The sequence below is a fragment of the Xanthomonas sp. LMG 12462 genome (assembly GCF_009192885.1).
In the GTDB taxonomy this organism is placed as follows: domain Bacteria; phylum Pseudomonadota; class Gammaproteobacteria; order Xanthomonadales; family Xanthomonadaceae; genus Xanthomonas_A; species Xanthomonas_A sontii.
Genome location: NZ_NMPP01000077.1, coordinates 83,308 through 96,405, shown reverse-complemented (window position 1 = coordinate 96,405; position 13,098 = coordinate 83,308). Strand labels below are relative to the sequence as shown.

At 65.6% G+C, this 13,098-nt stretch carries 10 protein-coding genes; 5 read left to right on the top strand and 5 right to left on the bottom strand.

Annotated features, from left to right (window positions below):
- Positions 1–50 precede the first annotated feature (50 nt).
- Together CEK69_RS17200 and CEK69_RS17195 are read right to left on the bottom strand one after the other, a co-directional pair.
- Positions 51–1,346 carry an APC family permease gene (locus CEK69_RS17200; protein WP_152246938.1) on the bottom strand — a complete coding sequence of 432 codons (1,296 nt, stop codon included), beginning with the start codon at positions 1,344–1,346 and terminating at the stop codon, positions 51–53.
- Complete coding sequence (locus tag CEK69_RS17195; RefSeq protein WP_152246937.1) at positions 1,343–2,158, bottom strand: L,D-transpeptidase family protein; 816 nt, start codon at positions 2,156–2,158, stop codon at positions 1,343–1,345. The genes CEK69_RS17200 and CEK69_RS17195 overlap by 4 nt, the downstream gene beginning before the upstream one ends.
- Before the next feature lie 1,112 nt (positions 2,159–3,270).
- Here CEK69_RS17195 and CEK69_RS17180 point away from each other — a divergent pair.
- A complete protein-coding gene (locus CEK69_RS17180; protein ID WP_017915053.1) occupies positions 3,271–3,819 on the top strand; it encodes a super-infection exclusion protein B in 549 nt (182 codons plus the stop codon).
- A gap of 271 nt (positions 3,820–4,090) precedes the next feature.
- Here the strand turns inward: CEK69_RS17180 and CEK69_RS17175 are convergent, their stop codons facing one another.
- The 3 genes from CEK69_RS17175 to CEK69_RS17165 all read right to left on the bottom strand — a co-directional run bounded on the left by CEK69_RS17175 (position 4,091) and on the right by CEK69_RS17165 (position 6,092).
- Positions 4,091–4,351: a hypothetical protein gene (locus tag CEK69_RS17175; RefSeq protein ID WP_138985693.1), complete on the bottom strand. Its 261-nt coding sequence runs from the start codon at positions 4,349–4,351 to the stop codon at positions 4,091–4,093.
- 346 nt (positions 4,352–4,697) lie between these two features.
- Positions 4,698–4,904: a hypothetical protein gene (locus tag CEK69_RS17170; RefSeq protein WP_017915052.1), complete on the bottom strand. Its 207-nt coding sequence runs from the start codon at positions 4,902–4,904 to the stop codon at positions 4,698–4,700.
- Between the two features lie 210 nt (positions 4,905–5,114).
- On the bottom strand, positions 5,115–6,092 hold the full coding sequence (locus CEK69_RS17165) for a LacI family DNA-binding transcriptional regulator (RefSeq protein ID WP_017915051.1): 978 nt from the start codon (positions 6,090–6,092) through the stop codon (positions 5,115–5,117).
- Positions 6,093–6,495: 403 nt separating this feature from the next.
- Here CEK69_RS17165 and CEK69_RS17160 point away from each other — a divergent pair, with 403 nt between their 5' ends.
- From CEK69_RS17160 to CEK69_RS17145, 4 genes are all read left to right on the top strand, one after another.
- Positions 6,496–9,627, top strand: a complete 3,132-nt coding sequence (locus tag CEK69_RS17160) for a TonB-dependent receptor (RefSeq protein ID WP_152246934.1) — start codon at positions 6,496–6,498, stop codon at positions 9,625–9,627.
- A 95-nt stretch (positions 9,628–9,722) separates the two neighbouring features.
- Positions 9,723–10,481: a SapC family protein gene (locus CEK69_RS17155; protein ID WP_193314027.1), complete on the top strand. Its 759-nt coding sequence runs from the start codon at positions 9,723–9,725 to the stop codon at positions 10,479–10,481.
- 20 nt (positions 10,482–10,501) lie between these two features.
- Positions 10,502–11,503, top strand: coding sequence for a cupin-like domain-containing protein (locus CEK69_RS17150; RefSeq protein ID WP_152246932.1), 1,002 nt, complete (start codon positions 10,502–10,504; stop codon positions 11,501–11,503).
- A gap of 13 nt (positions 11,504–11,516) precedes the next feature.
- A complete protein-coding gene (locus CEK69_RS17145; protein ID WP_152246931.1) occupies positions 11,517–13,046 on the top strand; it encodes a tryptophan halogenase family protein in 1,530 nt (509 codons plus the stop codon).
- Positions 13,047–13,098 lie beyond the last annotated feature (52 nt).

Genomic DNA, 13,098 nt, shown 5'->3' with positions numbered 1-13,098 from the left:
GCGCCGCGGTTATCCGCGCGTGACCTGCGCGCAAGGCGGCGTGAAGGCGTTCATGCCGCGTCCTTGCGCGGGAACCGATAGAACAGCGCGCCCACCAGCAGCGCCACGCCCGCGGCGGCCAGGTTCTGCCAGCTGGCGCTGAGCAGCAGCGCCAGCGCCAGCAACAGCGCCGCCAGCGGGATCAACGGCCCGCCCGGCAGCCGCAGCGCGCCGGGCCGGTCGCGATAGCGCCGTGCCAGCACCAGCACCGCCGCGGCGGTGCCGATGTAGGCGAACAGGCGGGTGACCATCGACAGCAGCGCCAGTTGCACGAACGAGCCGGACAGGGCCAGCGCCAGCGACAGCACGCCTTGCAGCAGGATCGCCGCGGCCGGCGTGCGGAAGCGCGGATGCACCCGCGCCAGGAACGCCGGGCCGTAGCCGTCCTTGGCCAGCGCGAACAGGAAGCGCGGCCCCAGCATCACCGTGTTGCTGGTGGTGCCGAGGATGGAGATGGTGGCGCCGACGGTGAGGATCAGCGCCAGCGCTTCGCCACCGAAGCCGCTGGCGGCATCGGCCAGCGGCGTCGCCGATTGCGCCACGTTGGGCAGCGTGCCCTGCGCCACCACCTGCACCGCGGCGTAGATCAGGGTGACGGTGACGATCATGGTGATCAGCGCGAACGGCACGTCGCGGCGCGGATTGCGGTACTCGCCCGCGGCGGCCGGGATGTTCTCGAAGCCGGCGTAGGCGAACAGCAGCAGCAACGCGGCCTCGCCGAGGTTGCCGACATCGCGCGGGTCCGGGGTCTTGCCCGAGAACGCCCACGACCAGTCCACGTAGAACACGCCGATCGCCACGAACAGCAGCAGCGGTACCAGCTTGCCGATCACCAGCGCCACGCCGGTGCGCGCGGCCGACTTCACCCCGATCACGTTGATCGCGGTGAGCAGGCCGAGCGAGCCGATCACGATGGCCAGGCGCGCGCCGCCCCCGGCCGCGGCCGGCCAGAAGCGCACCACCGCATCGGCCAGCCCGTTGCTCAGCGCCGCTGCCGAACTGATCCGGGTCAGCCAGATCATCCAGCCGATCTCGAAGCCGGCGAAACGGCCGAACGCCTCGCGCGCATACAGATAGCTGCCGCCGGGTTCGTCGAAGTAACTGGCCGCCTGCGCGTAGCACAGCACCAGCAGCGCCACCGCCACACCGGCCAGCAACACCGCCCACAGGCTCAACGGCCCGAGCAGGGCGGCGGTGGCCGCGGGCAGCAGGTAGATGCCGCTGCCGATCACGTCGTTGATCGACAACCCGACGATCTGCCAGCGGCTGACCGCGCGGACCAGCCCGGGTGCGGGCGCCTGGCTCACGACGCCGGCTCCACGGCCGGCAGCGCCCACTCGGCCTGCAGGCGCCGGTAGGCATCACGCGGCAGCAGCACGAACAGCGGCGCGGCGGACGGCCGCAACCACGCCAGCAGCCGCTGCATGTCGGCCGGCTGCATCGCGGTGCAGCCGGCGGTGGGCGCGCCGGGCGCGCGCCACAGGTGGGCGAAGATGCAGCTGCCGGCGCCCGGCGTGGCCTGCGCGTTGTGCTGGATCACGAAGCCTTCGCGGTAGCGCTGGTCGCCGGCGTGTTGCAGGTCCAGGCGCATCGGTTCGGTGGACCCGGCCACCGCGGCGCTGCCGACCTTGTCGGCATCAACGATCTGGTTGTACAGCGGCGATCCGGGCACATCGATGCAGTAGTTGCTCTGCTGCATCGCCTGGTAGGGCATGGCGCTGTCGATGCGCGACGCATAGCCGAAGGCTTCGCCGATGGTGAACACGCCGGCCGGGCTGCGGCCATCGCCTTCGCGTTTCTGCGGGCCGTCGTCTTGTGCCGGATGCAGGCCCAGGCCCCAGGCGCTGCCGTGGCGGCCGAGGCTCACGTCGAAGGCCTTGCCCTGCGCGCGCCAGCCTTTCGCGTCGCGCTCGAACGCCTGCAACGTGCCCTGCGGGCTGTCCCAGTCCGGTGCCAGCACCAAGATCAGTTGCTGCGCGCGCTGCAGGGCCGGCACGGCGGTGTCGGCGGCCATGCCGGGCGCGGCGATCAGGGCGCACAGCAGGGCGAGGCCGATGCGCCAGGCGCGGTGGCGGCTGGTGTGTTGTGGCGCGGTAGGGGACCGATGGAGCAGGGGCATGTGATCTCCGGGGGCGGCTTGGGCGCGAGGGCACGCCTTGGGTGCAAGGTAGCGCAGTTGCGAGGCGGATGGCGTGCGCTGGTGCGGCGATCTTGTCGACGACTTGGCCGATGCGGTGGGTGGCGGGGAACTAGGCGTTGGCAACGCGTCGCCGTCGGTCTGATTTTTTCGATTGCTTGTTTCCGCACCGAGCAAGATGCTCGTTGCCGTTGCCGTTGCCGTTGCCGTTGCCGTTGCCGTTGCCGTTGCCGTTGCTCCGGCTTTTGACTTGCCGGGTTCCCTTCCGAAGCGGCGGCCAGCGCGGGGAAAAACACCGAAGGGGCGGCGTACATGGATGTACGCCGTCCGCGGCAGGGGCAGGATGCCCCTTCCGCGGATCCCCGGGCTGGACGCGGACCCGGAGCGCGTTAGCGCGCAGGGCGCGAGGCAGGGTGTGCTTTCTTTTGGTTACTTTTCTTTGCACAAGCAAAGAAAAGTAACTCGCCGCAAGGCGAAAGCTTTGCTCCTGAAGATGCTGCCGCCATGGCTGAACTGTAGGAGCGGCTTTAGCCGCGACAGCGAGAGGCCATCGTGCCTGTCGCGGCTGAAGCTGCTCCTACAGATCTTCTCGTCCGATAGAAAAATCTCAATCAACAGCGGTAGCAACAGCAAAAGCTTTAAAGGCTTTCGCCCTTGCGGGCGAGTTACTTTTCTTTGCTCGCGCAAAGAAAAGGTAACCAAAAGAAAGCGCGCCCTGCCTACGCGCCCTCCGCGCTGCGCGCTCCGGGTCCGCGAACCAGACGGGATCCGCGGAAGGGGCATCCTGCCCCTGCCGCGGACGGCGTACATCCATGTACGCCGCCCTTCGGGTTTTTCCCGCCTGGTTCGCCGCTTCGGAAGGGAACCCGGTAAGTCAAAAGCCAGAGCAACAGCAACAGCAAAAGACCTAGCACGTCTATAGTCAGACACTCACCCACCCCCGCAGTAAGTTCGTAGGATGACGTGGTCAAGCAGTCACGACCCCTGAAGGCCATGCTTTGCGGTTCTGTGGTTTGTATGATGCGTGTATTGTGTTGGCGTTCGGTGCAAAGCCTGGCGCTATATGATTAACCCAGGTGCGACAGGGGCGAAAGATGGAGTGGATCAAGGGCATTGCGGACGTGCTGAAGCTCGGCCCGCGCTATCTCTTCGCGGGGATGGTGCTAGCCGGCGGGGCGCTATTCTTGCCCACCACTGTCCACAAAAAACTTGGTCTATCAGACTGGATCGTTGCCTACAGAAGCTGGGTCGGCCTGGTGTTTGCTGTGTGTGCAGTGCTCACCGCGTTATCGGCACTGCTTTGGCTATGGCGGCGTCTTAGGCTGGCATGGGAAACCAAGCAAGAACGCACTGCGATAGTTGAGCGCCTCCAGAAGCTGACAGAGCCGGAGAAGCAGATCCTCCGATACTACTTCGCGAAGAACACGCGCTCCAACTTCCTTCGGCATCAAGATGGCGTTGTAGCTGGACTGGCAGCGATTGGCGTGATCTACCTCGCTTCTCGCACCGGCACGCTGACAGAGGGCTTTGCTTACAACATTAGCGATTACGCGTGGAAAATAATTCGGGAAAAACCACACGTCCTTCTGGGTGAGACCAATTTCTACCGCTGCGATAAGCCGGATAGTCCGTGGGGGTTCTGAAAGCACCCGATTTCTTTATTTCTAGGAAAATCCGCTGCCTTAGCAATCGCTCTGGTCTAGTCATAGAAGAATTGCTAACGGCTGTCTTCCTTGTTGAGGATGCGCTCGCCAAATGCTTGACGCCACAGTGGTGGTTGCTTTCCTACCGTTTGCTCACAGTGCCCCGCGTGTCGCTGTTGTAGAAGGAAGTGTTGGAGGCTGGATCGGCGAGGTGCTCGAAACGAAGTATTAGCCCTGAGTTTCTAAATTCTCAATCATGTATGCTCTTGCATCAAACGCCGTGCTTTGGAGAGCGAAGATGCTTGGTGGCGGTCAGATTGACGTGCGTGCTGTAGTGGAAATTTTGAAGGCGAGCCTCGGGCCTGGTGTCGCTGCGCTTGGCGTTGCCGTTGCGATTGCCCAGTGGCACACGAATGATGTCAAACTTCGCCTCGACTCTTACGACCGTCGCTTGCGCGTGTATAAAGCGACTGTGGCGATGCTTGATTGCATGATTTCGGAGATATATCACCGAACCGGAATAATTGCTCATGCTAATGAGAATCGGCCGGAAAGACCCTATACAGATATTCCTGCAGGTGTAAAGGACGCTTTTGAGGATTGCTTAATAGAGGCGCCATTTCTTTTCGACGACGATGTCGCTCGCTTCATGAGTAGAATTGAGGGAGAAGCATGGATGATCAAGTCGCGTGCCTCTTCGTTAGCCGGGATTTCACCTGCTGCAGCCCGCGGTACACTCCATGAGACCGAATACAGGTTGCTCCGGGACGCCGAAAAGCGTGTTAAGAAGGCAAGGGAGCGAGTGCGAGATGTATTCGGGCGATATCTGGCACTTCAGCGCTCCCAGAGGTAATGCTCTGAACTTCATGCATCGCTGCTTATACGTATATCACTTCCGTACGATCGTAATCAAAGCTACGAACCATTTTATCCGGGACGCCGTCGAGTAGGTCGACCTCTTCAACTAAAAGCTCGGCCAGTTTCGCCCAGCTATTGAAGGCGCCGATGTAGCTCTGGCGGAAGACTTCTACCCTCAGTTCATCCTCGACTTCCGTGAAAGCGTCGAAGGCTTTGTTCGTCGTCACTAAGGTCTCCCTGTTCCTTTAGTCGTTCGACTAGCTTGGGCAAGTCCGGCCCCTCGATGTCCCGGAAGTCGGCGGGCAGACCCTCGCTGTCCTGCACGACACACCCTTCGGCGCTGGGCACCTTGCTGGCCCCTCTACAAGTGTGTGTAACGCGTGAGAAGAAGCAATTCCTCGGCGTCGTCCTTCCAGTCCCCACTCTGCGCGATGACGCTAGCGATCCAACAGTTGTCGCGAGACCGAATCACGCGCGACCAATCGATGCGGTACCACATGATCGACATAGGCGCGCTCGGAACCAGCCGCCTGCCGGATCTCCCGCAACAACAGATCGATGGCCGCATCGGTCATGTCCGCCACCGGCTGATGGATGGTGGTCAGCTCCGGCCACACCATCGTCGACGCCGACGTGTCGTCGAATCCCACCACCGACAGATCCTCCGGCACCTTCAGGCGGCGACGATGTGCCACCGACACCACCGCCGAGGCCATGTCGTCGTTGCTCGCGAAAATCGCACTGGGGCGTGCCCGCAACGCCAACAGTCGCTCGGCGGCCTCTAGCCCGGCGCGATAAGTGAAGTCGCCCGGCTGCACGAGCGCGGCGTCGTAGTCGATGCCCGCATCCGCCAGGGCATCGCGGTAACCCTGCCAGCGGTGCGCACTGGCGGTCTGGTTCGGGTCGCCGGTGATGTAGCCGATGCGCGTATGCCCGTGCGCGATCAGGTGCGAGACCATGTCATGGCTGGCACGGCGGTCGTCGATGTGCACACAGGACAGCCTGTCGCTGAACCGGCTCGACGCAATGGAGACGACGGGAATCCCGGCGTCGACGAACACGGCGACGATGGCTTTCGATTCGCACAAGGGCGCGGGGAGAATCACGCCGGCCACGCTGCTGCAGAGCGTGCGTGCGGCCTCGCGGCGTGCCCGCGGACCCAGTCCGTCCCACGTGGCGATCACCAGTTGCGCCGCCACGCGGGTCGAACCGCGCAGCGCGCCGACCAGCAGTTCGCGCAGATAGCTGGAGCTGGGGTTGGTGTAGATCAACGCGATGCAGGTGTGCTGCGCGGCGGCGAGCGCGCTGGCGGCCGGGTTGGGCCGGTAGTCCAGTGCGCGCACGCTGCGCATCACCCGCTCGCGCGTGCTCTCGCGCACGCCGGCGTGACCGTGGGTGACGCGCGAGACGGTCATCGGCGAGACGCCCGCATGCGCCGCGACGTCGTCGATGGTGATGGCGTTCCCTCTTCGACGCGTCGTTTTGGGGGTGTTCTTCAAGGAATGCCGTCCTTTGTTGCGACGCATGATGACAAGCGATGTCCCGGGTGCGTAGTCTGCGCCGTGACGCGATGATAGCGCTATCAATCAGCGGCAGTCGGGCTCGGGGGGAGCCTTTATCGCGCGTCGTCTGGCAATCCTGAAACGGAGTTTTGAGTCGCAGCGACCGCAGAGCGCGCTGCGATGTTCGGCGTGGAAGACGGGCATCGCCCGTGCGTGCCTCTTAGGGGAGGGGCGGTACATCCATCGATCGCATGTCAGAGGGGAGAGTCATGAGCGCTTCTATGTTTCGTCGTAGCCCAGACCTGGGGGCTCGTCCATGAGCCGCACGCTGGCGAAGTTCAAATCCAGGGCCATGTTCACCTTCGTCGGTGGCGTCCTGGTCATCAATCCCGCATTCGCACAGGACGCGTCGACCCCCGCGCCGGCGGCAGAGCAACAGGCGCAGAGCAGCCCGACGCAGCTGGACACGGTCCAGGTCACCGGCCTGCGCAACAGCCTCAGCCAGGCGATGGACATCAAGCGCGACGCCGCGGGCGTGGTGGATGCCATCAGTGCCGAAGACATCGGCAAGTTCCCCGATACCAACCTGGCCGAGTCGCTGCAGCGCATCACCGGCATCTCCATCGAACGGCGCGATGGCGAAGGCGCGCAGGTCACCGCGCGCGGCTTCGGCCCGCAGTTCAACATGGTGACGCTCAACGGGCGGCAGATGCCGGGCGCCGATGCGTTCGGCGCTGCCGGCCAGGTCGCCATCGGCGGCGTCGACGGCGGCACCCGTGCCTTCAACTTCGCCCAGCTGGCTGCCGAAGCGATCAATGGCATCGAGGTCTACAAGACCAGCCAGGCCAACATGCCCAGCGGCGGCATCGGCGCCACCATCAACATCCTGACCGCGCGCCCGTTCGACCACCAGGGCATCGTCGCCAGTGCCGGCGCCAAGGCCGTCTCCGACCGCAGCCAGCCGTTCGACAACGACATCACCCCGGAACTGTCGGGCATCTTCAGCTACAGCAATCCGGACAAGACCTTCGGCGTCGGCGTGAGCGCGAGCTACCAGAAGCGCAAGGGCGGCTCGGTGCAGGCCACCGAGAACTATTGGAACGTGCAGCCGTGGACGGGCTCGATGCCCGGCAATCCGACCGTGGTCAATGCGCCGCAGATCGGCGCGCTGTATGCCCGCCCGAACGACCTGCGCTACGCGTTCTCCGAGTTCGAACGCGAGCGCGTCAACGGCCAGGCGGTGCTGCAGTTCGCACCCACCGACAGCCTGACCCTGACCCTGGACTACACCTACTCGACCAACGAGATCACCGAGAATCGTGGCGAGCAGGGCATGTGGCTGCAGAACAGCAACTACACCGATGTGACGTTCGATACCAGCGGCGCGGTGGCCGTGCCGACCTACATCCGCGAGATCGCCGGCACCAAGGATTTCGGCCTCGAGCAGCAGCGCAGCATGCAGAAGTACAAGCTGGGCTCGCTCGGTCTGAATGCGGTGTGGAACGTGACCGACCGGCTCAAGCTGAGCTTCGACGCGCACGACTCGAAGAACGAAAGCCGCCCCAATGATCCGTTGACCGGCGGCGGCTCGCTGTTCATGAGCATCGCCGGCACCAACAACTGCACGACCGGGCCGCACTGCGGCGGCTCCTGGGTGCAGGAGCTGAACTTCAACAATGGCCTGCCGATCGGCACCCAGGTCTGGTATCCGAGCGACGCCGCTGCCGCGGCCAAGGCCAATGGCGTGGTCAATCCGGGCTTCGTGCCCGGCGAGATCGGTTCGCAGGTGCTGCGGGTCAATTCGCAGAGCCAGATCAGCCAGATCAAGCAGGCGCGCGTCGACGGGGAATGGAGCTTCGACCAGGGCCGCTTCCAGTTCGGCGTGGATACCAACAAGTCGACCACGCACCGCATCCAGGCGGCCGAGGCGTATTCCACCCTGGGCGACTGGGGCGTGGCCAACGTCGATCGGGATACCGCTGGCGGCCTGATGAACCTGATGCAGCCGGTCAACATCATCGGCCTGTTCCATGACTACGGCGGGACGAGTTGGCCGGCATGGCGCGGCGATGCCGGCCGGCTGGCGGAATGGGCGGCCAGCCAGTACGGCGTCGGCCTGGGCGTGAGCCCGCAGCGCGCCGCCGACAACTTCGTGGAGGAAAAGACCCGCTCGGCGTACTTCCAAGTGGAACTGGATGGCGAGCTGGCCGGTCGGCGCACCAATACCCGGCTTGGCGTGCGCTACGAAACCACCGACGTGGTGTCGACCTCGATCATCGCCACGCCCGAGGCGATCCAGTGGCAGTCCAACAACGACTTCCGCGTGGTGCTGTCCAACGAGCAGCAGCCGTTCAGCGAGAAGACCACGTACAGCTACATCCTGCCCAACCTGGATTTCAGCATCGACCTCACCGATACGCTGAAAGGCCGCGTCTCCTTCGGCAAGAGCATCGCGCGCGCGCCGATCGGCAACCTGTATGCCGGTGCCGGGGCACAGCAGCCGTTCGGCTCGGTGCTGATCGATCCGTCCTCGCGGGCCAGCGGCAACGCGCAGAATCCTGCACTGAAGCCGCTGGAGTCCGACAACCTCGACCTGGCGCTGGAGTGGTACTTCGCCGATGCGAGCTATCTGTCGGTGACGTACTGGAACAAGTCGGTCAACAACTTCATCGGCAACACCGTCGTGCAGGAGAATCTGTACGGCCTGCGCGATCCCACCTCGGGTCCGGACGCGAAGTCGGCGCTGGCGTTCCTCACCAGCGGTGCCTGCCTCGCCCAGGTCGGCCCGGCCAATGCGGCGGCCTGCTCGGCCAACGACACCTCGCTGTTCACCGCGCTGGCCCTGCTGCGCAACAACCCGGCCGGCCTGGCCGCCTACAACGGCACCGGCGCGCAGGTGCTGGCGACCGAAGCGGCCTACGATCTCTACGGCGAGGCCGACGATCCGCTGTACGAGTTCAACGTCAACCGTCCGATCAACCAGAACCAGGCCAAGCTGCACGGCTGGGAGCTCGGCGGGCAGTACTTCCTCGGCGACACCGGGTTCGGCATCCTCGCCAACTACACCATCGTCAAGGGCGACGTCGGTTACGACAACGGTGGCGACCCGGGCATCGACCAGTTCGCGCTCACCGGCCTGAGCGACACCGCCAACGCGGTGCTGATGTACGAGAAGTATGGGTGGTCGGTGCGCCTGGCCTGGAACTGGCGCGACCAGTACCTGATCCTGGCCAACCAGGGCACCAGCCGCAATCCGTACTATGTGGAGCCTTACGAGCAGTGGGATCTCAGCGTGAACTACACGTTGAACGATCACTGGTCGTTCGGCCTGGAAGCGATCAACCTGACCGGCGAGGACGTGCGCTGGCGCTCGCGTACCTCGAAGATGATCGTGAAGCTGGCCGACCAGAGCCCGCGTTATATGCTGGGCGTTCGCTATAAGTTCTGAACAAGGCGGAGAGGTTCTCTTCGCATGTCGCCACGGGCGCCGCTGCGATTGCGGCGGCGCCCCGTGCCGGACTCCAGAGGGGAGTGCGCACCACCATGCCGCGTTACGAAATGCTCAACAACATCGCCCATCGCGACCTGCGCGTGGCCACCGACTTCGGTCCGGAGTTCGGTGACGCGGTGGGCATGCTGCCGGCCTACCCCAGCGAGTACGCCGAGCTGCAGCGGGAGTATCCGATCTTCCTGCGCAAGGATCCGACGGACGGCGCCTGGCAGTCGGTGGCGCTGCTGGGCTTCGAGCAGCACGAAAACCTGTTCCTGCAGGACCGGCGCTGGATGGCCTCCTATCTCCCCGGGGCGGCGGCCAAGGGGCCGTTCCTGATCGGCTTCCAGGAGCAGCGCATCGATGGCGTGCTGACCCAGGACGCGGTGCTGCACGTGGACATGGAGCATCCGCGGGTGACGGCGATGCAGGGCGAGCCGGTGTTTCTGCCGCAGGGCGGCAACACGCCCTATCTCGACTACATCGCCGGCGTGCTGCGCGGCATCCACGAAGGCCATGCATTCGGCGCGGAGATGTTTGCCGCGCTCGATGCACACGGCTTGATCCAGCCGGTGGCGCTCGACGTGCAGCTCGATGCGCAGCACCGCGTCGGCGTGAACGGCCTGCACGCGATCGACCGTGAGCGCCTGGCCCAACTGGACGGCGCCGCGCTGGCCGCGCTCAACCGCGCCGGCTATCTGGAAGGCGCGTACCTGATGCTGGCCTCGCTGCACAACATGCGCCGCCTGATCGCCGAGAAGCAGCGGCGCCTGCGCCTGCAGGATGCCGCCGGCGCGGCAGGCAGGAACTGAGCGTGCCGGACGGCGCAGCCATGCGGACACTGGAAGGCGTGCAGCCCACTGCGCTGCCACTGCAGGACCTGGTGGCGGCGGGGGAGCCGGTGGTGTTGCGCGGCATCGTGCGCGATTGGGGGCTGGTGCAGGCCGGGCTGCGCTCCACGCAGGACGCAATGGCCTACCTGCGCAGCTTCGAGACGGGCGTGCCCGTTCCGTATTCCTTCGGCGAGCCCGGGATCGAAGGACGCCCGTTCTACAACGCCGATTTCACCCAGTTGAATTTCGAGGTCCGCCGCGGAACGCTCACGCAGGTGCTGGAGGCGATCGCCGCGACCTTCGAGGATCCGCGGCCGCCCACCTACTATGTCGCGTCGCTGCCGATCGCGCGGGCGCTGCCCGGCTTCGCCCAGGCCAACGACGCCGGCCTGGCCGGTCAGGGCATCGATGCGCTGGCGAGCATCTGGATCGGCAACCGCGTGACCGCCTCCTGCCATTTCGATACGCCGGACAACCTGGCCTGCTGTGCGGTGGGCCGGCGCCGCGTCACCCTGTTTCCGCCCGAGCAGATCGACAACCTGTATCCGGGGCCGCTGGAGCCGACGCCTGGCGGCCAGGTGGTCAGCGTGGTGGATGTCGACCGCCCCGACTTCGCGCGTTATCCGCGTTTCCGTGATGCGCTGGCCAGCGCACGGCACGTCGAGCTGGAGCCGGGCGATGCGCTGTTCATCCCCAGCATGTGGTGGCACCACGTGCGCAGCCTGGCGCCGTTCAATGTGCTGGTGAATTACTGGTGGCGCAGTGCGCCGGCGTTCCTGCCCTCGCCGCTGACGGCGCTGCAGCATGCGATGTGGGCGCTGCGCGATCTGCCGGTACGCGAGAAGCAGGCCTGGACCAAGCTCTTCGATTACTACGTGTTCGGCCCCGGCGAACGCGCAGGGCAGCACCTGCCCGAAGCCGCCCGGGGCGAACTGGCGCCGTTCGACGAGGCACGGGCGCGCCGCACGCGCGCGCAGTTGCTGGCGCGGCTGAATCGCTGATGGGGATCTTGTCGTGAACCTAGCCAACACCACGGACGGACGCATCCGCAAGGTCGTCATCGCCGGCGGCGGCACCGCGGGCTGGCTGGCCGGCTGCGCGCTGGCCCACCAGTTCCGCGATCGCCTGGACATCACCCTGGTGGAGTCCGAGCAGATCGGCACCGTGGGCGTCGGCGAGTCGACCGTGCCGCCGATCCGCACCTTCCACCGCTTTCTGCAGATCGACGAACAGGAGTTCCTGCGCGCCGTCGCCGGCACGTTCAAGCTGTCGATCTCGTTCGAACACTGGCGCCGCCCCGGCGATCGCTTCATCCATCCGTTCGGCACGATCGGGCAGGGCACCTGGGCCACGCCGTTCCATCATTTCTGGCTGGACAGCCTGCGCCGCGGCATGCCGTCGGACCTGGGCGATTTCTGCCTGGAGAGCGTGGCCTCGCGTGCGGACCGGTTCTCGCTGGAGACCCAGCCGCAGGTCAACTACGCCTATCACTTCGACGCCGCGCTCTACGCGAAGTTCCTGCGCAAGAAGGCCGAAGGGTACGGCCTGCGCCGGGTCGAGGGACAGATCCGCGAGGTGCGACAGCATGCGCACGACGGCTCGGTCGCGTCGCTGCTGCTGGAAGACGGGCAGCTCATCGAGGGCGACCTGTTCATCGACTGCACCGGCTTCCGCGGCCTGCTGACCGAACAGACCCTGCACACCGGTTACGAGGACTGGCGCGAGTGGTTGCCCAGCGATCGCGCCGTGGCGGTGCAGACCGAGGCGGTCGCGCCGCCGGTGCCGTATACCCGTGCCATCGCGCACGAGGCCGGGTGGCGCTGGCATATCGCGCTCCAGCACCGGGTCGGCTGCGGCTTGGTGTTCTCCAGTCGGCACATGTCCGACGACGAGGCGCACGCCAAGCTGCTGCGCGACGTCGACGGCCCGCCGCTGCGCGATCCGTGGCTGGTGCCGTTCCGCAGCGGGCGCAGGCTGCAAGCCTGGAACAGGAACGTGGTGGCGCTGGGCCTGGCCAGCGGCTTCATCGAGCCGCTGGAATCGACCAGCATCCACCTGACCATCAGTGCGGTGGTGCGCCTGATCCAGCTGTTTCCACACGACGGCATCAGCCCGGCGCTGGTGGAGCTGTACAACACGGTCAGCCGCCAGGAGATGGAGCACGTGCGCGATTTCATCATCCTGCACTACCACGCCACCCAGCGCGACGAGCCGATGTGGAAGGCGTGCCGCGAGATGGCGCTGCCGGAGTCGCTGGCGATCCGGCTGCGCGCCTGGCGCGAGCGGGCGCACGCCTGGCAGGACCCGGGCGAACTGTTCCGCGTGGACTCCTGGACCAGCGTGTTGCTGGGGCAGGGCATCCAGCCGGGACCGCCGCATCCGCTGGCCGCCGCCATCGGCGATGCCGACCTGCGCACGCTGCTGACGCGGATCCGGCAGCCGCTGCAGCAGGCCAGCGCGGCGATGCCGTCGCAGGCGGAGTTCATCGAACGCTACTGCAAGGCGTCGCCCGAGGTCTGGCAACGGAGCGTTTCCCTGGCGTAACGGCACATACGCTGTCGTCCAAAAATGATAGCGCTAACGAAAAGGCGGTACG

What these genes read in the sequence shown, in the direction of transcription:
- CEK69_RS17195 (WP_152246937.1), bottom strand. Translation starts at nt 2,158, where the DNA reads ATGCCCCTGCTCCATCGGTCCCCTACCGCGCCACAACACACCAGCCGC.
- CEK69_RS17180 (WP_017915053.1), top strand. Translation starts at nt 3,271, where the DNA reads ATGGAGTGGATCAAGGGCATTGCGGACGTGCTGAAGCTCGGCCCGCGC.
- CEK69_RS17175 (WP_138985693.1), bottom strand. Translation starts at nt 4,351, where the DNA reads ATGAGCAATTATTCCGGTTCGGTGATATATCTCCGAAATCATGCAATC.
- CEK69_RS17165 (WP_017915051.1), bottom strand. Translation starts at nt 6,092, where the DNA reads ATGACCGTCTCGCGCGTCACCCACGGTCACGCCGGCGTGCGCGAGAGC.
- CEK69_RS17160 (WP_152246934.1), top strand. Translation starts at nt 6,496, where the DNA reads ATGAGCCGCACGCTGGCGAAGTTCAAATCCAGGGCCATGTTCACCTTC.
- CEK69_RS17155 (WP_193314027.1), top strand. Translation starts at nt 9,723, where the DNA reads ATGCCGCGTTACGAAATGCTCAACAACATCGCCCATCGCGACCTGCGC.
- CEK69_RS17150 (WP_152246932.1), top strand. Translation starts at nt 10,502, where the DNA reads ATGCGGACACTGGAAGGCGTGCAGCCCACTGCGCTGCCACTGCAGGAC.